The organism is Methanoculleus frigidifontis (assembly GCF_030464345.1).
Classification (GTDB): Archaea; Halobacteriota; Methanomicrobia; order Methanomicrobiales; family Methanoculleaceae; genus Methanoculleus_A; species Methanoculleus_A frigidifontis.
On record NZ_VCYH01000008.1, the window covers coordinates 101,118 to 123,211 of the forward strand.

18 protein-coding genes are annotated in these 22,094 nt (G+C 63.7%); 8 read left to right on the top strand and 10 right to left on the bottom strand.

Annotation, left to right across the window (positions count from 1 at the left end; all coding sequences use genetic code 11):
- Positions 1-15: 15 nt before the first annotated feature.
- Positions 16-1,263 (bottom strand): histidinol dehydrogenase, encoded by a 1,248-nt coding sequence (hisD, locus tag FGU65_RS12185; protein ID WP_301664749.1) that lies wholly within the window; start codon positions 1,261-1,263, stop codon positions 16-18.
- Positions 1,264-1,426: 163 nt separating this feature from the next.
- Between hisD and FGU65_RS12190 the strand changes: the two genes are divergently transcribed.
- The 7 genes from FGU65_RS12190 (at position 1,427) to FGU65_RS12220 (ending at position 8,384) form a co-directional block, all read left to right on the top strand.
- On the top strand, positions 1,427-2,413 hold the full coding sequence (locus FGU65_RS12190; RefSeq protein ID WP_301664750.1) for an ABC transporter substrate-binding protein: 987 nt from the start codon (positions 1,427-1,429) through the stop codon (positions 2,411-2,413).
- Positions 2,414-2,484: 71 nt separating this feature from the next.
- Positions 2,485-3,189 carry an ABC transporter permease gene (locus FGU65_RS12195; RefSeq protein ID WP_301664752.1) on the top strand — a complete coding sequence of 235 codons (705 nt, stop codon included), beginning with the start codon at positions 2,485-2,487 and terminating at the stop codon, positions 3,187-3,189.
- 6 nt (positions 3,190-3,195) lie between these two features.
- Positions 3,196-4,305 carry an ABC transporter ATP-binding protein gene (locus tag FGU65_RS12200; protein ID WP_301664753.1) on the top strand — a complete coding sequence of 370 codons (1,110 nt, stop codon included), beginning with the start codon at positions 3,196-3,198 and terminating at the stop codon, positions 4,303-4,305.
- Positions 4,306-4,349: 44 nt separating this feature from the next.
- Entirely contained in the window at positions 4,350-5,156 is an 807-nt protein-coding gene (locus FGU65_RS12205) for an amino acid kinase family protein (RefSeq protein WP_301664754.1), read from the top strand.
- Between the two features lie 157 nt (positions 5,157-5,313).
- Positions 5,314-6,390, top strand: coding sequence for a tungstate ABC transporter substrate-binding protein WtpA (gene wtpA, locus FGU65_RS12210; protein ID WP_301664755.1), 1,077 nt, complete (start codon positions 5,314-5,316; stop codon positions 6,388-6,390).
- 67 nt (positions 6,391-6,457) lie between these two features.
- On the top strand, positions 6,458-7,318 hold the full coding sequence (locus FGU65_RS12215; protein ID WP_301664756.1) for an ABC transporter permease: 861 nt from the start codon (positions 6,458-6,460) through the stop codon (positions 7,316-7,318).
- Positions 7,305-8,384: an ABC transporter ATP-binding protein gene (locus tag FGU65_RS12220; protein WP_301664757.1), complete on the top strand. Its 1,080-nt coding sequence runs from the start codon at positions 7,305-7,307 to the stop codon at positions 8,382-8,384. Before FGU65_RS12215 ends, FGU65_RS12220 begins: the two co-directional genes overlap by 14 nt.
- Here FGU65_RS12220 and FGU65_RS12225 read toward each other — a convergent pair whose 3' ends face one another.
- Together FGU65_RS12225 and FGU65_RS12230 are read right to left on the bottom strand one after the other, a co-directional pair.
- The gene (locus FGU65_RS12225) at positions 8,385-8,825 is read right to left on the bottom strand and encodes a hypothetical protein (protein ID WP_301664758.1); all 441 of its coding nucleotides are present in this window, start codon (positions 8,823-8,825) and stop codon (positions 8,385-8,387) included. It abuts the gene before it with no gap.
- A 49-nt stretch (positions 8,826-8,874) separates the two neighbouring features.
- Positions 8,875-9,108, bottom strand: coding sequence for a hypothetical protein (locus FGU65_RS12230; protein WP_301664759.1), 234 nt, complete (start codon positions 9,106-9,108; stop codon positions 8,875-8,877).
- 263 nt (positions 9,109-9,371) lie between these two features.
- Between FGU65_RS12230 and FGU65_RS12235 the strand changes: the two genes are divergently transcribed.
- Positions 9,372-10,070, top strand: coding sequence for an ABC transporter substrate-binding protein (locus tag FGU65_RS12235; RefSeq protein WP_301664760.1), 699 nt, complete (start codon positions 9,372-9,374; stop codon positions 10,068-10,070).
- A gap of 16 nt (positions 10,071-10,086) precedes the next feature.
- Here the strand turns inward: FGU65_RS12235 and wtpA (FGU65_RS12240) are convergent, their stop codons facing one another.
- The 7 genes from wtpA (FGU65_RS12240) to FGU65_RS12270 form a co-directional block, all read right to left on the bottom strand.
- The gene (gene wtpA, locus FGU65_RS12240) at positions 10,087-11,082 is read right to left on the bottom strand and encodes a tungstate ABC transporter substrate-binding protein WtpA (protein WP_301664761.1); all 996 of its coding nucleotides are present in this window, start codon (positions 11,080-11,082) and stop codon (positions 10,087-10,089) included.
- On the bottom strand, positions 11,079-11,636 hold the full coding sequence (locus tag FGU65_RS12245) for a molybdopterin-dependent oxidoreductase (protein ID WP_301664762.1): 558 nt from the start codon (positions 11,634-11,636) through the stop codon (positions 11,079-11,081). Before FGU65_RS12245 ends, wtpA (FGU65_RS12240) begins: the two co-directional genes overlap by 4 nt.
- The gene (locus tag FGU65_RS12250; RefSeq protein ID WP_301664763.1) at positions 11,633-12,463 is read right to left on the bottom strand and encodes an argininosuccinate synthase; all 831 of its coding nucleotides are present in this window, start codon (positions 12,461-12,463) and stop codon (positions 11,633-11,635) included. The genes FGU65_RS12245 and FGU65_RS12250 overlap by 4 nt, the downstream gene beginning before the upstream one ends.
- Positions 12,464-12,501: 38 nt before the next feature.
- Entirely contained in the window at positions 12,502-14,811 is a 2,310-nt protein-coding gene (locus tag FGU65_RS12255) for a PEGA domain-containing protein (RefSeq protein ID WP_301664764.1), read from the bottom strand.
- Positions 14,812-14,862: 51 nt separating this feature from the next.
- Positions 14,863-16,245, bottom strand: a complete 1,383-nt coding sequence (locus FGU65_RS12260; protein WP_301664765.1) for a hypothetical protein — start codon at positions 16,243-16,245, stop codon at positions 14,863-14,865.
- A gap of 12 nt (positions 16,246-16,257) precedes the next feature.
- Positions 16,258-20,463 (bottom strand): molybdopterin-binding protein, encoded by a 4,206-nt coding sequence (locus tag FGU65_RS12265; RefSeq protein WP_301664766.1) that lies wholly within the window; start codon positions 20,461-20,463, stop codon positions 16,258-16,260.
- Between the two features lie 333 nt (positions 20,464-20,796).
- Complete coding sequence (locus FGU65_RS12270; RefSeq protein ID WP_301664767.1) at positions 20,797-21,936, bottom strand: putative sulfate/molybdate transporter; 1,140 nt, start codon at positions 21,934-21,936, stop codon at positions 20,797-20,799.
- Between the last annotated feature and the right edge of the window lie 158 nt (positions 21,937-22,094).

The following is a 22,094-nucleotide window of genomic DNA, read 5'->3' on the forward strand; positions in this document are numbered from 1 at the left end:
GATATTTCTTTTTTCTCACCGTCGGCGGATGCGCACGGATTCCGCATGAGCGGTGAGCCCCTCTGCATCGGCGATACCTTCGACGGTATCGCCGATCGCCTCAAGCCCCTCGCGACTGATGATCTGCACCGACGAGGTCGTGCAGAAGTGCCGGACGTCAAGGCCCGAGTACTGGCGGGCGTATCCGGCGGTCGGGAGGACGTGGTTCGTCCCCGAGGCATAGTCGCCGCAGGCGACCGCTGCGTAGGGGCCGACGAAGATCGACCCGGCGTGGCGCACCCGCGAGAGCACCGCGAGCGGATCGGCGACCTGGATCGAGAGGTGCTCGGGCGCGATGATGTCTGCCGCTTCGATCGCCTCATCGAGGTCGCCCGCGACGACAAACCCGGAGTTCTCAAGTGCCTGGGCGATGACCTCGCGCCGTTCTGCAGAGGCTGCCATCCGCTCGACGGCCTGTCCGACGGCCTCTGCAAGCGCGGCGTCGGTAGTGATGAGGGCGCAGGCCGCCCGGGGGTCGTGCTCCGCCTGCGCCAGGATGTCGGCGGCGATGAACTCGGGGTTCGCCGTGCCGTCCGCGACGATCGCGATCTCGCTCGGGCCTGCCGGGAAGTCTATCTCTGCCTCTTCGCGGAGCAGCATCTTCGCCGCGGTCACGTAGACGTTCCCGGGCCCGACGATCTTCTCGACCTTCGGAATTGTTTCGGTGCCGAGCGCCATCGCCGCGATCGCCTGCGCCCCGCCGGCGCGGTAGATCTCCTCGACGCCGGCGATGTCGAGCGCCACCAGGGTGATGGGGTGAACGGGCGGCGGCGTGCAGCAGCAGATCTCGGGCACCCCCGCAACCCGGGCGGGCACGGTGCACATCAGGGCGGTCGATGGGTAGGCAGCCCTTCCGCCAGGAACGTAGGCGCCGATCCGCCGGAGCGGCGAGACCTTCTGGCCGAGGATGATCCCGGGCTCGATCTCCCGCAGCCAGAGGTCGTCCGGCCGCTGCATCTCGTGAAACTCCGTTATCCGGGTCTCCGCCTCGATGAGGCTCTCGACGAGCCGGGTGTCGACCTGCTCGTAGGCCGCTTCCCGCTCGTCATCGGTGACCGCGATCCCCGTCAGGTCAATGCCGTCGAACCGTCTGGTGAGATCGATGAGGGCATCGTCACCCTCAGCCCGCACCCTGCCGATGATCCCGGATACGGAGCCCTTCACCGCGTCCAGGCTTGAACGCCGCCCGGCGATCCACGTATCGATATCCAGCGCCTTCCACATGGGAGAGATGGTTATCGGGCTCTGATTATTACGGTTTCGATGCAGGGATGCCGGCGGGGACAGGTGTCGGGCCAGCAGGCGGAAAAGGTAATCGGGTTTGTTTAACATGATCTCTGTATTAAAGAAACCATTATATCCTGGTGCAATCTTTCTGACAGCTGGCATGAAGCCGAAAATTATGCTGCTTATGGCCGGTATCGCCGTACTCGCTGTCATCGCTGCCATGTCGGCGGGGTGCACCGAGGTGACGCCGGGGAACGAAACGCCGAATGCAACGGCGAACCAGACGCCGACCGGAACGACGGGGGCCGCCGGCGGCGACGGTGTCCTCCGCATTGCCACGACGACGAGCCTTGAGAACACCGGGCTGCTCGCCGAGCTCGAAGTCATGTACGAGAACACGACCGGTGTCGACCTGCAGATCACCGCACAGGGCACCGGGCAGGCGCTCGAGCTCGGGCAGCGCTGCGACGTGGACGTCGTGCTGGTGCATGCCCCGCCGCTCGAAGAGGAGTTCATCGACGGAGGCTACGGCACCGATCACCGCTGCTTCGCTTACAACTACTTCATCATCGTCGGGCCTGAGGACGATCCCGCCGGAATCCGGGGGGCGCAGCCCGAAGAGGCCTTCCAGACGCTGTATCAACTCGGGACGAACAACACGGAGGGTGTAGCGTTCGTATCCCGCGGCGACAACTCGGGAACCCACTCCAAGGAGCAGGAGATCTGGGAGGCTGCCGGATACAACTACACCGAGGAGATCCAGAACTCCGGTGCCTGGTACATCGAGTCCGGCAGGAGCATGGGCGAGACGCTGGCCCTCGCCAACGAGGAGCAGGCGTACGTCCTGACCGACGAAGGGACGTATCTGTCGTTCCGACAGGATCTTGAACTCGTCCCGCTCGTTGAGCAGGGTGACGAGCTCTTAAACCGCTACAGCGTCATGGCGGTGAACCCGGAGACCTGCCCGAACGCGAACTACGCCGAGGCGGTGAACTTCACGAGCTGGCTCACGTCCGAGGAGACGAAGCAGTTCATCGGTGAGTTCGGTGTCGAAGAGTTCGGCCAGCCGCTCTTCACGCCGCTGTATGCGCCGCAGTGCACGGAGCCGCCCTTCAACTGCACCTGCGCCGAGAACGTGACCGCATAACGCCCTGAGGAGGCGTCCGGGGAGGGGAGGATGGCTGAGAGGAGAGACGTCTGTTGCATCGGTGATCGCGCATGGTAGACGGGATCATGGACAGCACCATCGTGCAGGGGTTCATCCAGGCGATCGAACTCATCGTGACGGGCAACCCCGAGGTGGTGGAGATCACCATCCGGTCACTCTACATCTCCCTCTCTGCAACCCTTATCGCCGGTCTGATTGCGCTGCCGCTCGGGGCGCTCATCTACTTCAAGGAGTTTCGGGGCAAGCAGGCGCTCGTCAACATCCTGCAGACGCTCTTTGCGATGCCCACGGTCATCATCGGGCTTTTCGTCTTCCTGATGCTCTCCCGGTCCGGGCCGTTCGGATTTCTCGACCTCCTCTTCACCCCGGGGGGGATGGTCATTGCGCAGACGATCCTGATCATCCCGCTCATTATGGGGCTGACCGTCTCGGCGCTCTCCAGCATCGACCGGGAGATGCGCTACACGATCATCTCGCTCGGGGCAAGTTCGCTCCAGTCGATCGTGACGGTCATCAAAGAGAGCCGGTTCGCCATCATGTCGGTCATCCTTCTCGGGTTCGGCCGTGCCATCTCCGAGGTTGGGACGGTGATGATCGTCGGCGGCAACATCCGCGGGTTCACCCGCGTCCTGACGACGGCGATCGCCCTGAACACGTCGATGGGGAACTTTCCCTTCTCGATTGCGCTTGGGATCATCCTGCTCACCGTGGCGCTCGGGGTGAACATCGTGCTGAGCGTGGTGCAGCGGAGGTGAGTGCCTGTGATAATCGAAGCGCACGATATAACAAAAGAGTACGGCGACCAGCGTGTCCTGGACGGTGTCAGCCTCGCCGTCGAGGAGGGCGAGGTGCTCGGCATCATCGGCCCGAGCGGGTCCGGGAAGAGCACGTTTCTGCGCATCCTCGACCTGATAGAAGCGCCGACATCGGGGGAGCTCTCGCTCTTCGGCGAAGACGTCCTCTCGATGCAGAACCGGTGGCTTGAGATCCGGCGGCGGATGGGAATGCTCTTCCAGAAACCGATCGTCTTCAACGCCAGCGTCTACGACAACGTCGCGATGGGCATGCGCTACCGCAGCGAGAACCGGGCCGAGATCGATCGAAGGGTGCAGGAGACGCTGGAGGCCGTCGGCCTTTCCCGGTACATCAAGAGCTCCGCCCGCGACCTTTCCGGCGGCGAACAGCAGCGGGTGGCGCTCTCCCGGGTGATCGTCACCGAGCCGGAGATCCTCTTCCTCGACGAGCCGACGGCGAACCTCGACCCGGCCTCCACGGCCACCATCGAGGAGATGGTGCTGCGGCTGAACCGTGAGCGTGGAACCACGATCGTCGTGAACACTCACGACATGCTCCAGGGCCAGCGGCTCTCGCAGCGGGTCGGGGTGATGATAGCGGGCGACATCATGCAGGTCGGAAAGCCGAAAGAGGTCTTCAACAATCCGGCGAACCTCCAGATCGCACGGTTCGTGGGCGTCGACAACATCCTCTCCGGCAGGGTCGCATCGGCGGAACCGGGCGGGCTTACCGTCATCGAGGTGCAGGGGAACCGGCTTGAGGTTGCAGAGCCGCCGCCGGACGGGAAAGGCCGCGCGGTGAAGGTTGTTTTCCGGGGAGAGGACGTCACGATCGGGGTCGGTGAGACGGCCACGACGAGCGCCCGGAACGTCTTTTCAGGCTCTATCACCGGCATCGAGTCGACCGCACCCTTCGTCGGCGTAACGGTCGACTGCGGCTTTCCGGTCACGGCGCTTGTGACCGCCCGTTCTGCGGATTCCATGGATCTCGAGGCCGGAAAAGAGGTCTGGGTCTCCTTCAAGGCCAGCGCCCTGCACCTGATAGCGGAGGAGCAGGACGGCGGTGACGAGAGATAGTATCATGGTGCAGCATGTAAGAAATGTCTGCAGGAGCAGAGACAATGAGTCCGAGACGAGAGATGGTATCAAAGCTCCGCGGCGAATCGCTGGTGCGGCGTGGACTGATGCGGCGGTATGAGGGCAGAGAGCCGCTCCGGATAGCCCCGGAACTGAACGTCGTCAAGATCGGCGGGCACGGCATCATCGACTACGGCGCAGATGTGGTGCGGCCGCTCGCCGACGAGATCGGGGAGCTCGCGAAGACGTACAAGATGCTCGTCGTCACGGGCGGCGGCGTCCGGGTGCGGCATATCCTGGACATCGGCCTCGACCTCGGGATGCCGACGGGCGTCCTTGCCGAGCTGACCAGCAAGATCAGCGAGCAGAACGCGATCATGATGGCGGTGATGCTCTCGCGGTACGGCGGCATGCGGATCCACACCGCCGATCTTCTGGATATCCCGATGCTGCTCAAGATGGGGATGCTGCCGGTGACCCACGGGACGCCGCCCTACGGGCTCTACGAGTACCCGCCCGAGGTCGGGATGATCCCGCCGCACCGCACCGATACGGGAGCGTTCCTCGCGGCAGAGGTCGTCGGGGCGAAGAGCTGCATTCTCGTCAAGAACGTCGACGGCCTCTATACGGCGAACCCCTTTGAGAACCCCGATGCGGAGCTGATCCGGGAGATCTCGGCGCGGGAACTCCTGGACCTGCAGATGGAAGACCTCGTGCTCGAGGACAAGGTCGTCGAGCTGCTGATCCACGCCAGGAACGTCCATGAAGTGCGGATCGTCAACGGGCACAAGCCGGGCATGCTGGCGGCGGCGCTCCGCGGCGAGAACGTCGGGACGGTCGTCAGGGTGTAGGCGCTTCGGAGGGCGGCGGGGAGCCTCTCTTCCCTTTTTCGGAGCCTGTAGTAATTTTTAGTTCTTAATAAATTTCCTGAGTATACTTTGTTCAATAAATCACCTTTACATGGGGCAAATGTAGAAACTATATAATGGTGCTCGTTCATGACTTTCTATGAGAAATTTGCGCATATGGGCAATTCTGTGCCTTTGCGTCTGCGCTGCAGTCATGTTCTGCGGCTGCACCGGCACATCGACCGGAGAGACTCCCGAGCAGGGAGCGACAACCGCTACGCCGACCCCGGCCGAGAAGATCCAGGTCAAGGTCTTCCATGCCGGAAGCCTCACCGGGCCGTTTGAGAAACTGAAAGCGGCATACGAAGAGGAGTTCCCGAACACCGAAGTCCTCCTCGAACCTGCGGGCAGCGTCGACACCATCAAGAAGGTGACGGAGAACGGCAAGCCTGCCGACGCCGTTGCCTCTGCCGACTACGCCCTCATCCCGAAGATGATGGTTCCGGACCACGCCGACTGGTACCTCACCTTCGCCAAGAACACGATGGTGCTCACCTACACAAGCGACAGCAAGTACGCTGACGAGATCACCGCAGAAAACTGGTACGAGGTCCTCGGCCGCGACGGTGTCAGGTGGGCGTTCTCGGACCCGAACTCCGACCCCTGCGGTTACCGGACGCCGATGGTGATCCAGCTCGCGGAGGCCTACTATGAGGACGACCAGATATTCGAGAATCTCATCGAAGCGCACAGCGACATCACCGTCACCGAGGAGAACGGCACTTACACCATTCACGCCACCGAACCGAACCCCGACAGCACGACCCTGACCATCCGCCCGAAGAGCGTCGAGCTCGTCCAGATGGTGCAGTCCGGCGGCCTTGACTATGCATGGGAGTACCGGAGTGTTGCGGTGCAGAACGATCTCGAGTTCATCGAGCTGCCGGCAGCTATCGACCTCTCCGACATCGAGCACGCCGACACCTATGCGACTGTCCAGATCGAGTGCAAGAAGGGTGACGGGACGACCATCTACACGGGTGCCCCCATCGTCTACGGCGTGACCGTCCCCGCGATCGCCGAGCACCCTGAGATGGGTATCGAGTTCGTCAAGATGCTGATCGGCCCCACCGGACAGGAGATCCTGACCGGCGACGGACAGCCCCCGATCGTCCCGGCCGGCGGCTATGGCGAAGTACCTGCGGCGCTCAATTCCCTGGTCGCCATGAAGGTCTAAACCCTCCCTTTTTTAGTACTTTCCTGACACAATTGAGATCACCGAGAGGACGTTTTTACCGATGAAGATGGCAACACTCCTGAAAGATCTCTTCCCGCCGTATGCGAGCCTGTCCGGGTGGTCGCGGCGCAGGACCGACCGCTGTATTCTCGGCTTCTGTCTTCTCGGGTCGGTGATCGTCGGCATCACGGTGCTCGCGCTCGCGAACATCGCGATCACCGAACTTGCCGATCCCGTGCACCTCTTTGAGGTGGCGACGAGCTCGGAGGTCGTCGGGTCGATCCTCCTGACCTTCGGGGCGGGTTTGAACGCCGTGCTGCTGCTGATCCTCTTCGGCACCCCGCTCGCGTACGTGCTCGCCCGGTCGCAGCCTTCGCGCAAAAAAGAGATGGTGGAGAGCATCATCGATATCCCGCTCATCCTTCCCCACACCGTCGCGGGTCTCCTCGTCTACCTCCTCTTCATGCGCCGCGGGTGGCTCGGAGCACCGCTCTCGGACGTCGGGCTCGCCTTCGAGGACGCGTATCCGGGCACGGTCGTAGCGATGCTCTTCGTGGCGTCGCCGTTCTATATCAACACGATGCGGGAGGGGTTCGAGAAGGTGCCGGTGCACCTGGAGAACGTCGCCCGGACGCTCGGGGCGACGCGGCTGCAGACGTTCTGGAAGGTAACGCTGCCCTTAAGCTTCCGGCACATGTACAACGGCTCGATCCTTGCCTGGGGGCGTGCAATCGGGGAGTTTGCCGCCGTCATCATGATCGCCTACTACCCGTTCATCGTCTCGACGCTGATCTACTACTCGTTCACGACCGACGGCATCCGGACGAGCAGGAGCATCGCGTTCACCGTCATCATCGTCAGTTTTGCCGTCTTCCTGGTGCTCCGGCGCCTGACGCGCTACGTGGGGAGATACGATGATAGAGTTTGACCGGGTATCGCTCTCGCTCGGGCAGTTCGCCCTGAAAGATGTCAGCCTGACCATTAACGAGGGGGATTACTACTTCATCGTCGGCCCCTCCGGAGCCGGGAAGACGGTGATGCTCGAGGCGATCGCCGGGCTCCACCAGCCCGGGCAGGGTCGGGTCCTCCTCCGCGGCGAGGATATCACCGCTACCCCGCCGGAAAAGCGGCGTATCGGGCTTGTCTACCAGGACTACTCGCTCTTTCCGCACATGACCGTCTCCGACAACATCGCCTTCGGGCTCCGCCTGCAGGGGGCGAAGGCCGACGCCGTCCGCCGTGAGGTGGACGCTCTTCTGCGGCAGTTCGGGATCGAGCACCTGGCAGAGCGCCATCCCCTGACGCTCTCCGGCGGCGAACAGCAGCGGGTGGCGCTCGCCCGCTCCATTGCGGTGAAGCCGGACATCCTGCTCCTGGACGAACCGCTCTCGGCGCTCGATCCGGTCACGCGGGAAAAGTTCATGCAGGACCTTGCACGGCTGCACCGCGAGCGGCACCTGACGGTCGTCCAGGTAAGCCATGAGCGGAGCGAAGCCCGGCGGCTCGGCACCCGGATGGCGGTGATCATCGACGGCAGGCTTGTGGCGGAGGATCGCGTCGCCACGGTGCTGAACGCTCCAAAACGTCCCGACGTCGCCAGGTTCGTCGGCATCGAGAACGTCCTTGAGGGTTGTGTCGTCGAGAACGCCGGCGGCCTCGCTGTGGTCGATGTCGCAGGTCTCCGGTTCGAGGCGGTTACCGGCGCCGCGCCGGGCGAGCGCGTCTCTCTCTGCATCCGGGGTCAGGACGTCGGCATCGCACTCTCGGAGAACCCTGCATCGAGCTCCCGGAATGCCCTCTCCGGAACAGTGGCCGGGCTTGTCGGCAACGGGCCGCTCGTCGACGTCAGGGTCGACTGCGGTGTTGCGATAAACGCGCTGCTGACCGAGCGGTCGGTCGAAGAACTCGGCATCAGACCCGGTTCCGGCGTGGTCGTGCTCATCAAAGCGAGTGCCATCCACGTGATTGCCGGAGACGCCGGCGGGCCCGACTGATCAGTCGGGGACGGTGCCGTCCTCGCCGTCGGAAACCGGGCTCTGCAGTTTCCCGTGTGGCGTGGGGTGGCGATATTCGCCGTTTACGGTCTTATCAGGACGTACTGCCGCCCGCTTGAGCAGTTCGGCGAGTATCCCCTCACCCAGCACCTCCTCCGCGGCGCCGGGGTAGGCTGCCGCTGTCATCGTGAGGAGGCGCGTGGTTCCTTCCGGCGTGGTGGAGATCCCGACCCGCTCGACCCGGCGGATCAAGCCGTCGCGCTCCATCGCTGCGAAGACGGGGAGGACATAGTAGTGCGGAACCTGGAGATATTCGGCGAGCCTCCTGGTCGTGGGGAGGCGTATTGAGACGCCGCCCGGGCTGATGCTGACGGTCACGCACCGGTCCGCGAAGAGAAGGATCCGGAGTGCCGCATCGAATATCTCGTCCTGGTCTGGCATGGTTCTGTTCACAAAAAAGAGTGTCTGTTTTTTCAGGAGCAGGAGACGATCACAGCGGTGCTGCTTTCATCTCGCCCCGCTCTTCTTCGGGCATCTCCTCGAGGTAGACGATCTCTGCACCGATGTCCTTTGCAATCTGCTCGAGTTCGGTCTTTCTGAAGTGCACGCTCTCGACTTTGAGGTGCATCTCATCGCCCTTCTCGCCGGTGACGGCGACGACGCGGAACCGCGGCTGCTTCACGCCGGTTCCGACCTTCTGGCGCTCACGCACATAGACTTTCATGCTGCTTCTCACCTCTGAACCAGTTGATATACCACCTGGTATATCTCCTGATGCTTTAATACTTTCGTCGGATCCCGGCCGATGTCTGCCGGTCGAGATCGCTCTTTCTGCCGTCATTTTATCGAAAAATAGCGTATGTGCAGTATTTTCAGGCGCAGGGACGATGGCCTGGCCCCGTTCGGTTAATCTAGTTACCTTAACTCTGGAAGGCTTCTTCATGGAAAAGAGCTGATAGTACAGGGAAGAATCCGGAGCAGAGATTCATGACCGTATATCTCGGCATCGACGACACCGATACTCCCGAATCCCGCGGGACCGGGCGGCTTGCCCGCATGATTGCAGCAGAACTTGCCGAAACCTACCGGATCTCCGGCGTGACCCGGCACCAGCTCTACGTTCACCCGGACATCCCGTACACGTCGCACAACAGCGCGGCCGTTATTCATATCGAGGGGGCGGCGAACGGATCGCTCCACGAGATCTTCACCGCTGCCCGCGAGATGATCCGTGCAGACTTCATCGACGGGAGCGATCCCGGGATCTGTATCGCCGCGGATACCCGGGCGGCCCCCGATCTGCTCTCGTTCGGTATGCGGGCGAAGAGCAGTGTGGTGACGCAGAAAGAGGCGCGCAGCCTCGCCCGGCAGGCAGGCATCACGCTCGAAGGTCTCGGCGGCACGAACGACGGCGTCATCGGGGCTCTCGCCGGGGTCGGACTCGCGGCATCACGGAACGACGGCCGGTTCGTCGTCCGGGGAGACACCCGGGATCTCTCCGGCAGCCAGACCGTTGCGGCGCTCCTCGGCGGCGGCGTCGACAGCGTCATGACCGCGGGCGGCCTGCCCGTCACCGAGGGTGTCGTCGAGCTCCGCAAGTTCCCGAAACCGGCGCTCCGGCAGGGGCGGGCGGTCCTCTACGTCGAGGATGCCGGCGGCGTCTACCGCGACCTCGTGGTCGGGTAGCCGCGCCCTTTTCTTTTCACTCGAGCGGCTGCGGCCATCCGTCTCTGCTTTCGGTGAAGGCATCCAGCACGAATGCGACGAACGAAGCGGCCTCTTCCGGGTGCTCTGCCGTTGCCGGAACCGTCACGGCATAGACGATCGGCTGCCCGACGCGGGTGTCGCCGACCGAGCTGAACCGCCGGAACCCAAGTTTCACGACGACCGACCGGTAGGTGTCGGCAAACGCAGCGTCGCTGAGATCGATCTCGGGCGGAAGATCGATCTGTAAAAGGCCGTGCTCGTCGGCGACGCTCCGATACTCAAAGGCGTAATCGATGCCGCCGGCATCGATGAGCGAGAGCAGGTAGATGCTTCCGTCACGGATGGCGACCTTCTCGCTCGACGGCTTCAGCAGTGCCGGCAGGGTGATCGTCCGGACGCCGTCCTCACGGGTCATGGTGAGCGACGGCGTGAATGCGTCGCCGATGATCGCGGCAAAGATCCCGGGCGCTTCGTAGTGTTCCTCTGCAAGCGCGGTGACCATCAGCGCCCGGTACCCGCAGGCATCGAGCATCGGGTTTGAGAAGCCCACCCGCACGTCCGGCCGGGCAAGAATCGTATACCAGTTCTCCGCCGTGATCTCATCTGCATAGGCGCTTCTATCGGTGTAGGCGATCACCATCTCGTTGGTGGCGAACGTTCGGTAGGTGTCGGTGTAGTTCCCCTCGCCGTCCTCCATCGGGCGGAACATCATGTCCGGGATCAGTGATGCGTCCGCCACCGCCACGACGTCGACGTCGCGGTGCAGATCGGTCACCTGCCGAACGGCCTGAATGCTCCCGTGCCCCTCGAGGCGGACGTCGATACCGGGGTGTTCGCTCTCGAAGGCACGCTCGATATGCTCGAACGGGTAGAGGAGGCTGCCCGCCGGAACCACCTCGAGGACGACCGGTTCCTGTGCCGTATTCGTGCACCCGGACGCGGCCGCCAGGAGCGCGAGCGTGAGAACGGCGAGTGCGCCGGCTCCCCTCATCGCCGGTGAACCTCTATCCGGTCGACCCACTTCACCCACGGGCTCGCCTCGGTGATGACACCCGGGTCGTCGCTGACGACGACCAGGCGGAGGGGGCCTCCGTCATCGTAGGGGAGCGGCGTGCCGTCCCGCTCGTAGGCCAGGATCACGCGGAGGGGCGGCGGCGGGATCTCTTTTAAGTTCTCGTCGAAGGTGAAGAAGCCCTCCCCTGTAAGTTGTTCGGCATCGAACACCCAGAGATAGCCGTCCTCTGCCGAGACGTAGGCGAGGTCGTCCTGGCCGGTCCCGCCGACCCGGTCGAGCAGATCGGTGAGGAGCACCCCGCGGTAGCGGTCAGGTCCAAAAACGATCCCCACGGTGGAGACGCCGTGGCCGTAGCCCTCGACGGCGGGCAGCGCCCGGACTTCGGCCAGCGTGAGCACCTCTTCGCCGTCCCCGGCGACCGTGAGGTTCCAGGCAATCTCCTCCTCGTTCGCCGTCACCCCGGGCTGCGTGCACCCGCAGGCACAGATGCCGGCGGCGAGCAGCAGGAGGAGGCCGGTCCGCAGCATCATCCCCGTCTCCCGATGGCGATCAGCGAGGCAAGGATCATCGCGCCGAGCAGGGGGAGAGGCGAGAGCGGGGCCTCTGTCGTGGCAGGGGCCGCTGCGGCCGCATCCCCGTCCTGGAGCGACTTGACGAGCGCGCCTTTTTCACCCTGGAAGCCGCCCTCGTAGACACGCACTTCGTCCACCCACTTCACGGAGAGGCCGCTTGTGGAGGGGAGCAGGTTGTAGAAGTGCTGGGCTGCCTCGGGCAGTGTCTCGTGCATGTCCCAGTTGCCGTAGACGTGCAGACCGCCTGCGTTGGTTGAATTGTCGGCAAAGAACGTCAACCGCATGCCGTTGTAGAACTCAGGAACGTACCCGGTGCCCTGCCGCTCGCCCGCTCCCGTCTCGTCGCCGTTGTACCAGGTGATCCCGATCGGCCCCTGCCGGGGGTCGGGCTCGTAGACGTTCTCGTAGGCGAACTCGACGTGGTAGCCGTCGGCAGCCTTCACCATCACCTCGTCGCCGGGCGCTGCGCCGCCGACCAGGTCGGCGAGATCACGGATATCCGTGCCCTTCACGGCGCCCCGGTCCTTGAAGTTCGTCGTCTCGTCCGGGTCCCATTTGTCGCCCGCAAAGACCGGTCCCTGGTGGTAGTAGTGCGTCACGCCGTCGCCGAGGACGGGCAGGTTCGCCTCCATCCACCGGTAGTCGACGGTCGTTTCGCTCAGGACCGTCGTCTGGTCGGCTGCAAACTTCACGACGTGGAGCTCTGTGGTGGGAGCTGCCGACGCCGCGCCCGCCGCTGCCAGCAGGAGCAGGCAGACGATGAGTATTCGTGTCAGTGATGCCATATCGTGTCAATCTCCAAGGTCTGTTCGTTCATCTCTGGTTACGCCGTCTCAAGTGTCACGGTGCATTCGACCGCCGTACCCGGCGTCACGACGACGTTCTCGATGGTTCTGCTCTCCGTCTCGCCGACGACCTTCATGTCGTAGGCGCCGATCCGCATCCAGGAGAAGGTGTGCGGTGTCGTCTCCCCGGTATAGCGGCTGTAGAGGTAGATCTTCGCACCCTGCGGGGTGCTGTTCACGCTGAGCGATCCGCAGGGGTATTCGGTCAGTGTCGACCGGACCGTCCCCGCGGCTCCTGCCGGGGCGCCCGGCGGGATCAGGATCTCCCCTTCCGCCGGGAGGTATCCGGGCAGCGAGACCGTGATCCGGTGTTTCCCCGACGAGAGATTGCCGACGACGGCGGGCGTCGCAGCGTCGGTGGGGTAGCCGTCGACGAAGATCCCGGCTCCCGGCGGGTCGGAGACGGCCGTGACCGCATACGCGCCTCCTTCTCCTGGGGCTACGGTGAACCTGCTGCCGTCCGCGAGGGTTTCCGGCACCGAGATCGAGCGGTAGACCGCACCCTCCCTGATGGTGATCCAGGCCCCGCTCCCCTCGATATCGACCGTCGCCGGGAGTGAGTGCGGCGGGTACGCACCGTTGACGGTGAACGCCGCCCCGGCACGGTCAGGGCTTTCGATGGTGATCGACCGGAGGCGCCGGTTCCCCACGCCGTCGATACGGACAGGGGTGACGGCGTCCGGGTACACCCATGCCCGCCGGATCCCGTACCTGACGCCGGCTTCTTCCTGTCCGACGCTGCTGGCGTCCTCGTACTCGAGGGTGATGCTGTGGAGCCCTTCGCGGAGGCCGTAGACCACATGCGGAGTACGCGCGGCGATCCGGGTGTTGTCGATGGTGATCAGGGCGCCCTGCGGGAAAGAGTCGATGTACAGTCCGCCGGAACGGTTTGCCCGAACTTTCTCGGGCGTTATGGTCGGCGTCGCCGTGACTGTCGGCTGCCCGCTCTCTGCCGGCGGTTCGGGCTCGCTCCCCTGCGCCGCTATTGCCGGTTCGTTCGCAGCCGGTGCGCCGGTGATGAATGAGACGACGGCCCGGATGAGCGCGAAGAACGGGTCGAAAGGACCCGCTGGCGGCGCCGAGACCGTCACGGCCGGTGCAGGGGTGGCGGTCGCCGCGGCCGCGGCCGGTGTCGTGGCATGAGGGGTCGTCGTGGCTGCAGAGATCGCCGGCAGGGGTTCAGATCCGTTCAGCGGTATTAATGCCATATCGGCTGCCGCTGTCTCCTCCGCCTCGACCGTGACCGCCAGGGTGGCGTTCTCGTATCCCTCCAGAACGAGGAGGAGGGTATGCTCCCCGACCGAAACCCCCTCGAGGGTTGTATCGGTCACCGTGCCGGTCTCGTTCCCGTCGAGAATGATCGCCGCTCCCGCAGGCAGGGACGAGACGGCGATGCTCCCCTGCAGCGGGAGAAGGTCGAACGAGACCCGTTCGGTTGCGAGCGCTTTGAGGTAGATCCACTGCTCCCGGGTCTCACCGTAGCCGTCCTTCTCTACCCTGACCGCGTGCGACCCGACCGTTAGATCGCGGATCGTGCAGGGGGTCAGAAAGCCGGTGTTCTCGTCGTCGAGGTAGACGAGCGCCCCTGCAGGGCTCGACTCGACCTCGAGCGTGCCGCTCGCCTCTTCATTGCTGAAGACGGCGATCTCGCTGATGTACTGTGCGGATAGGCCGGTCGTCGTTGGTATGTCGGGCTGGAAGAAGTACCAGTAGTCGGGATCGAAGCACGCCTGCATGTCGGCGACGCCGAAGGCGTGGATCCCCCACGGGTTGACGGAGGTGTCCGCAAAGAAGACGAGCCGCATCCCCTCCCGGTACATGGGGACGTATCCGGCGTCGGCACGGTACCAGGCAACGACCATCGGCCCCTGCCGTGGTTCGGGCCTGTAGACGTTCCGGTACGGGAAGGTCTTTGAAAAACCGTCCGATGCCTTCACCCTGACGGTCTCCTCCGCCGCCATCCCCCCGACGAGATCGCAGAGGTCGGCGAGGTTCGTGCCCTTCACTGCGCCCATATCCTTCTCCCGGACGTTGGTATCCTCTGCCGGGTTCCAGGGATCGCCTGAGAAGATCGGCCCCTGGTGGTAGTAGTGCGTCTCCCCGTCCCCGAGGACGGGCAGATTCTCTTCCATCCACCGGTAATCGACGGTCGTCTCGGCAAGGACGGTGACGCCGTCGGCTGCATAGCGCAGGACGTGCACCTCCGTCGTTGCGGCGCAGGCGTTCCCGGGGATGAGGATGCAGAGGAGCATGAGGGCAGAGAGCAGAGAGACAGAACGTATCTGCATGGGGGTCACCGATGTTCTGCTGAAGAACGCTGAAAAAGGGGCATGGGGCTGTTATCTCCTGCGAAGGAGGAAGAGCAGCCCGAGGGCGAGTACCGGCACCCAGGCAGGGATCGGGATCTGCAGCGGGAACCACGAACCGCCGGAAGCGGTCGTCGCCTCTGCCGCAGCGACTGCGCTTGCAGCCGTCTGCTGCGCTGAGGGGGTCGCCGCCGCCGTCGCCTCACTGCTCACGGGCGTGGTCGCCGGTGTGGTGACGGTCGCGTCGGGGTTGTACTCGAAGCTTGACCTGCCCGTCGAACCGCCGCCGCCTCCTGATCCGCCCCCGCCTGAGGGTGTCGTCGGCGTTGGGCTGACGGTCGACGTCCCGATGAGGGCGAAGACCGAGAGCCCGTTCGGCGATAGCGCCTCGAAGACGTAGTTTCCGGCACCGTCTGTGCCGACAAGCGTCGTCGCAAGAGCGCTCGTCGTGCCGTCGTCGGCCTGGCGCATGATCACGACGTTCTCGATTCCGCCGACCGCGGTCACCCAGGCGGGGCTGACGGTCATCCGGATCGTCGCTGCCGTGATGACACCGCCGTCGCCGGCATTGGCAACGTTGGTCTTCTGGACGTTCATGACGTATGCGACATCCGTGATACCGCTTCCCGACTGCTGGGCGGTAAGGAGGAATGCGCTCTGTGCCGCAGGGTCGGGCTCCCGTGCGATCGTCGTCGTGAGCTGGGCACCCGATGGCGGCATCTCGCTCATATTCACCGAGATCTGCGCTGACGCAGTCCCGACAGTGGCGTCGACGTTCGCCGAGACCGGACTTGTCCGGCCGCTCACGCCTGCGACGGTTCCGGCAACAGTCGTCTCTCCGACTGCAGGTTCACCCTCGGTCTCGATGACGATCTCTTCCCAGCCGCCGCCGGTATCCTGCATCACGATCCTGTTGCCGGAGGTCGTGACATTGGCCGTGGTGTTCTGCCGGTTGATCGTCACCTGCTGCTTCCCGCCTGCCGTCGTCGTCTCGAGGCCGCCGGGAGCGAAAGAAACGTCGCCTGATGCGATCGGGGCATCCGCCCCATCGCCGCCGCTCCCGGTGGTGAACGCGAGATCGAGCGTGCGGGCATCGCCGGGCACGTAGGGCACCTCAAGGTTCGCCCGGTTGGCACCGGCCCAGAATGTAACCGTAGGCGCATCGGATGCGACGAAATCGAACTCGGTGGCTCGCACAATGAGCCGGCTTGGGAAGACGCCCGGTTCGGTGAGCGTGAAGCGTCCGCGTTCGTTCCAGTTGATCTTGGCGACGATGACGGTGCCTGTCGGGGCGTCGCCGCCGTCGATGGCGGCGCATCCCTGGTACTGTGCAGGAATGACCGGCATCGATTCGGCCGCCGCTACTCCTGCCAGGAGAAGCAAAAGAAAGATTGTGATTATCGGTCTGCAGTTCATGGGTATCTCTGCCTACGAAGCGATCGCTGCAAGTTCACCGCTTCCCCGGAGGTAGATCCAGTAGCCCTTGCCCGGGTTCATCGCTCCCGTGTCGGCATGCTTGCCGGAGCCGCCGCGGATGATGGCGGTCTCGTACTTCTGGTCTTCGGCGTCGAAGCCGATCACCTGCGTCCATGCATCACCGAGGGAGAGGAGGGTGTCGCGTGCCGCTGTGGGTTCGACGCCGGTGAACCCGACCGCGTTCCAGCCCTTATAGAGGTCCGCCGTCGGCGGCGTCTGCAGGGGCTGGTCGCTGAAGGTGAGCGGGATGTCGCACGCGGACGCCGAATAGATCCAGTATGCCGCGAGCGGTTTCAGGGTATCGGTCGCAGTCACCTCCTCCCAGTACTTGATCGCTGCATTGTAGTGCCAGATCGAGCGGTTTGCGGTATCGACATCGCTGAAGATCGCAGCGGTGTTGCTGCCGGCCGCGAGCCTCTTCGGGATGGAGACGAAGTTCCAGCCCTGCCCCAGGGCGAGCTCTGCATCGGCCTCGGCCGGGAGATCGGTCAGGGCGATCTCGTCGATGCTGCCGACCTTCTGCTTTCCGCTCGTCAGCGCAGAACCGACGAGTTTCAGCGGCCACGAGGGTTTGTCGCCGTCCGCAGGCAGCGGGATGCCGTCTATCTCGTTGGCGACGATGATGTTGTTGTTCCGCTTGACGAAGGTGCTGTTGAAGGTCGTGGAGAAGTCGTCCGCGGTGCCCTTCACGTTGTCCGGGCCGTAGTCGATGACGGTGACGTTGTAGCCGAGGTCGGCGAGGTCGTCGCGGAACGGGTCGGAGCCGTAGTTATGTTTGTTGTCGTCGTCGACCCAGCCGACGAGGAGCCAGAGGGGCATCCCTGACCAGACGTTGCCGTCGCCGTCGGTGTAGGTCGCCCCGTGGCCGCCGAGGGCGCAGGCCTTTCCTGCCTCGAAGTACGAGCGGGAGATGGTGTCGGTGATCGCGCCGGTCAGAATGAGGCTCCAGTCCTCACGGGCGCCGGGGTGGATCTCGACCGTGACGACATGCTTGTTCGAGACTCCGGCAGCGGACGGATACTGAATGCCGCTGTCCCAGTAGTAGTGCCAGTAGTCCTCGGCGAGGCACGTCCGCATGTCGTCGGCTCCGAAGATGCCGTCGGGGGTGTTGAAGAAGAGGCGGATCCCGTCGCGGTAGTCGGGGACGTACGCGCCGTCTCCCCACCACGCCAGGATTGCCTCACCCTGCCGGTCGAGCGGCGTGTAGAGGTTCGTGTAGTTGAGCTTTGCTTCGTAGCCGTCCGAGGCGACGAGGATGATCTCGCTGCCTTCGGGGGCTCCGCCGACGAGGTCGCAGAGGTCCTTGATTGCCGTGCCCCGCACGACGTTATCGACTTTGCCGGGGTTTATGTCCTCAGCGGGGTTCCAGAGGTCGTCCGGGTCGAAGGTCGGGCCCTGGAACCTGAGGCGGACACCGTCGGCGCCGCCGATGACCGGGAGGTTCTGCTCCATCCACTGGTAGGTCTTCGTGGTCTCGTTAAGGACAGTCACGCCGTCGGCGGCGTAGCGGATAACCTGTACGGCAGGAAGGTCGGTCGGCTCCTGGAACTCGGTCAGGACGATCTTTTCGATGTTGCCGACGCTCTTGCTGCCGGCCGCTCCCTCACCGACGATGCGGAGCGGGAACGCATCGCCGGTTATGGCAGAGCCGTTGACTTTGTTCGCGACGATGTAGTGGTTCTTGTTTGCCGTCATCTCCTGGCTGGTGAATTCCTTGCTGTAGGGAGAGTCGCCGCCCGAGGAGACGATGACGGTATAGCCGGCGCTTGCGAGGTTGTCGTTGAAGGCGCCGGAGCCGTGCATGACGTCGTCGTCGACCCAGCCTGCGAGGTACCAGAGCGGGACACCCGTCCAGGTGGAGACGCCGTCGTCGTAGGTCTTGCCATGGCAGGCGACTCCCGCCTCAAACTCGCTCTGTGAGATGACCGCGGTGATCGCAGGCCCTTTGAGGGTGAGCGTCCACTCGTCGTCCCCGGGTGCGCCGGGCAGACCGACGAGGGTGATCGAGGCGATATTGCCGACCCGCTGGTTTCCTGCGGTCAGGCCGGAGCCCTGCAGTTTCAGGGGATAGCCGTCGTCCTCTCCGAGCGGGGAGGCGTTCAGCTTGTCCGCAACGATGTAAGCATTGCTCCTGGCGATGTCGGCGCTCTCGAGGGTGACCGTGTAGCCGTCCTCGGCAGTGATGTTAATGGTGTATCCCCCGGTTGCCAGGTCGTCGTTGAACGTCCAGTGGTTCGAGGTCTCGATGTCGTCGACGACGCCGACGAGATACCAGAGCGGCATCCCGGTCCAGACGCGATCTTTGCTATCGGTGTAGGAGGCTGCGTGGCCGCAGGCGATGCCTTCCTCAAATTCTTTCTGCGTCAGGGTGCGGGAGAACTTCCCGTTCAGGGTGATCGTCCAGCCGTCGGAGGGCTCCGGGAGGCCGACGAGTTCGATCTCGACGACGTTGCCGACTTTCTGACCCGAGCTCACGTCTGCGCCGATCATCTGGAGCGGCCAGCAGGGTTTCTCCTTTTCACCGATGACCTCCGGGAGGGGTTCGCCGTTCAGGGTGTTTGCAACGATGATATCGTCATTCCGGGCGACACTGGCGCTCTCGAAGTTGACGCTGTAGTCGTCGCCGGCCGTGACCTTGATCGAGTAGCCCTCTTCGGCGAGTTCGTCGTTGAATGCTCCGGATCCGTGCTTTTTGTCGTCGTCGACCCAGCCGACGAGATACCAGAGCGGGACGCCGGACCAGACATTGCCGTCGGCATCGGTGTAGGTCGCGCTGTGGCCGCAGTCGACGGCGTCCTCAAAGTACGCCTGGTCGATGGTGTCGGTCAGGGCACCTTTCAGGGAGAGCGTCCAGCCTTCCGGTTCGGCAATCTCGACGGTGATAGCGAGCATCGCGGTTGCGGTCTCGGGGGTGACAGGCTTTGCGCCGAAGTAAAAGGCGACCTCGTCGCCGTCCTCGAGTGCGTAGACGTTCATGCCCTCGGTCTCGTAATTGGTCCAGTCATCGAGGACGACGCCGTTGACGGAGCAGATCCAGGTGGTGCCGGCGTCCTTATCGTAGAGGTAGTCGCCGATGCCGTCGAGGAGCAGGATCCCCTTGGCATCGTAGGATTTGTCGTTGACGACGTAGGTGAAGCCCTGATCGCCGGCGACGGCGTCGAGCGCCCCGAGCGGGGTGAGGGTATCGGCGGTGTACTCTGTCCCGGAGGATGCCGTGCAGGTGAAGGTCTCATCTTCGAGCGTCACTGTTCCGTCGAACAGGACATCAGCGCCGTCGCCGACCTCGACCGTGATCGCGATCAACGCGGTTGCGGTCTCGGATGTGACGCCGTCTTCGCCGTAGTAGAAGACGACCTCGTCGCCGTCTTCGAGTGCGTAGACGTCGACACCCTCGGAGGCATCCGCGAATCCGTCGAGCAGGTCACCGTTCACCATGGAGTACCAGGAGGCGTCGCCATAGCAGTATTCACTGACGTTGTCGAGGAGGAGGAACCCCTTGGTCGCCTTCTTTTTGTCCCCGACGACGTAGGTGAAGCCTTCTATCTCCGCAACTTCGTTCAGCGCCCCGAGCGGGGTGAGCCGCTCGACGGTGTATTCCGTCCCTGAGGATGCCGTGCAGGTGAACGTGCCGTCGGTCAGGGTCACCGAACCGTCGAAGAGGACGTCCGGCTCCGCACCGATGGCGATTGTGATATTCAGAAGGGCGGTTGCAGTCTCCGGGGTGACGCCGTCTTCGCCGTAGTAGAAGACGACCTCGTCGCCGTCCTCAAGCGTGTAAACATCGACGCCCTCGGAGGCGTCTGCAAATCCGTCGAGCGGGTCGCCGTTCACCATAGAGTACCAGGAGGCGTCGCCATAGCAGTACTCACTGATGTTGTCGAGGAGGAGGAACCCTTTGGTCGCCTTCTTTTTGTCCCCGACGGCATAGGTGAATCCTTCTGCGTCGGCGACGGCGTCAAGCGCCCCGAGCGGCGTGAGCCGCTCGACGGTGTACTCCGTCCCCGAGGATGCCGTGCAGGTGAATGTCTCATCTGCAAGCGTCGCCGTTCCGTCATAGAGCAGAGCGGCAGCAGCATTCACGGCTGCACTGTCCTTCTGGGTGTTCGATTCGACCGGGATGCCGGTATCGGCTCCCGCCGCAGGCACGATGAGAATCATCAGTGCGAGCAGCACAGTTAAGCAGATAGCGTTATTTTTCCTTAAAGGTAACATAAACTCACCTTTTCGCAAACAGGCTGCTGAGATGTCTCCAAATATGTGCAGACATTTTAAAAGTGGAAAAGTGCGTGTATAAAGTTTGCATTTAGTTAATTCAATAAATCAACTTAATGTTTTTAACCCTGTTTGACGATCTGCCGGAGGCTAATCATTTCCGGAAATGCAGATCCGACCCCGCCTGTGCTGTTTTGAGAAAGGTGGTGTGGCGGCATGCACCTCTGCCCGGCCTCGTCACGGCGGCCCTGCCGGCGGAACGGGCCGCGCGGACGGGTGTCAGTCCTCCGGTGATCCGCCCGTTCCCTGATGCCACCGCTGCAGGGCGTAGGCGAGCGCCATGCCGGCGATGAACGCGACCGTGAGCCCGACCGCCAGGGTCAGGATCGCGATCACTGCCGTGACGATGTAGGAATCGGTCTTGATGCTGTGCTTCCCGAGCTCGATCGCGACAAAGACCAGCAGCCCGCCGAAGATACCGATCGGGATCAGGGTCAGCACCTCGGGAGGCGCGAAGAGCAGGGCGAAGGCGAGGATGAAAAGGCCTGCGGCGATGTTCGCTCCACCGGTGCGGGCACCGAACCGGTACTGGGCTGCCATCCCCCCGGCACCGTGGCACATCGGGAACCCGCCGAGGGGTGTCGAGACCAGGTTCATCAGGCCGATCGTCCGGGAGAGGCGGTCGGGTTTGACCTCTTTTCCGAAGAGGTCTATCGTCAGGAGTGAGGTCGCGAGGATGGCGTTCGCCAGCGTCAGGGGGATCTGCGGAAGTGCAAGGTCCCAGCTTCCCGCGAGGAAGTCCGCCGCGGTGGGGACGATCAGGTGCGGGAGAGGAATGAGGCGGAGCGGCGGAAATCCCTGGGTGAGGATCCCGGCGGACAGGCCGATCGCGATCACGACCAGGGCCGCGATGTCCGGCACCCGTGTGCGCTGTGCGGCTATAAAGAACGCGAGGATGATGGCGATCGAGAGCAGGGCGAACGAAAGATCGTCGATGATATAGCCGAGCGATGTCCGGAGCAGCAGGAGGGCAAGCCCTGCCTGAACGCCGCGGATGACGCTCTGCGGGATCCACCGCCGGATACGCTCCATGCCGCCGACGACGCCGAGGAGGAAGAAGATGATCCCGACAGTGATCCCCGCTGCCGCGATCACGTCCCCGGTTATCCCTTCGGCGATGACGATCGCCCCGATGGCCTTCATCGGTTCGATGGGGATCGGCAGGCGGTAGTAGAGCCCGGCGATGATGTACCAGGCGGCCATGAAGAGGAAGATGTGGCTGATATTGACGTCCGAGACGAGGGCGACGCCGAGGACGATGGGGAAGATGGTGCCGATATCGCCGAGTCCGCCCGCGATCTCCTCGATCGTGAACCTGAAGCCGTCGGTGCCGATTCCCGGGCGGGATTGCGATGCCATCGTTCTCCTCGTTCGGGTAGTCTGTAGGTGGTAATGAGGTTTGTTGATTTCGGAACCGGCAGGAATGCTGCAGCACTGTGGGGTCTCGCTGTCGTGAATCTGGGGTTCGGTTCTTTCCGGAAACGGGTGCAATAGCTGCTGCATCGGTTCTTAATGGC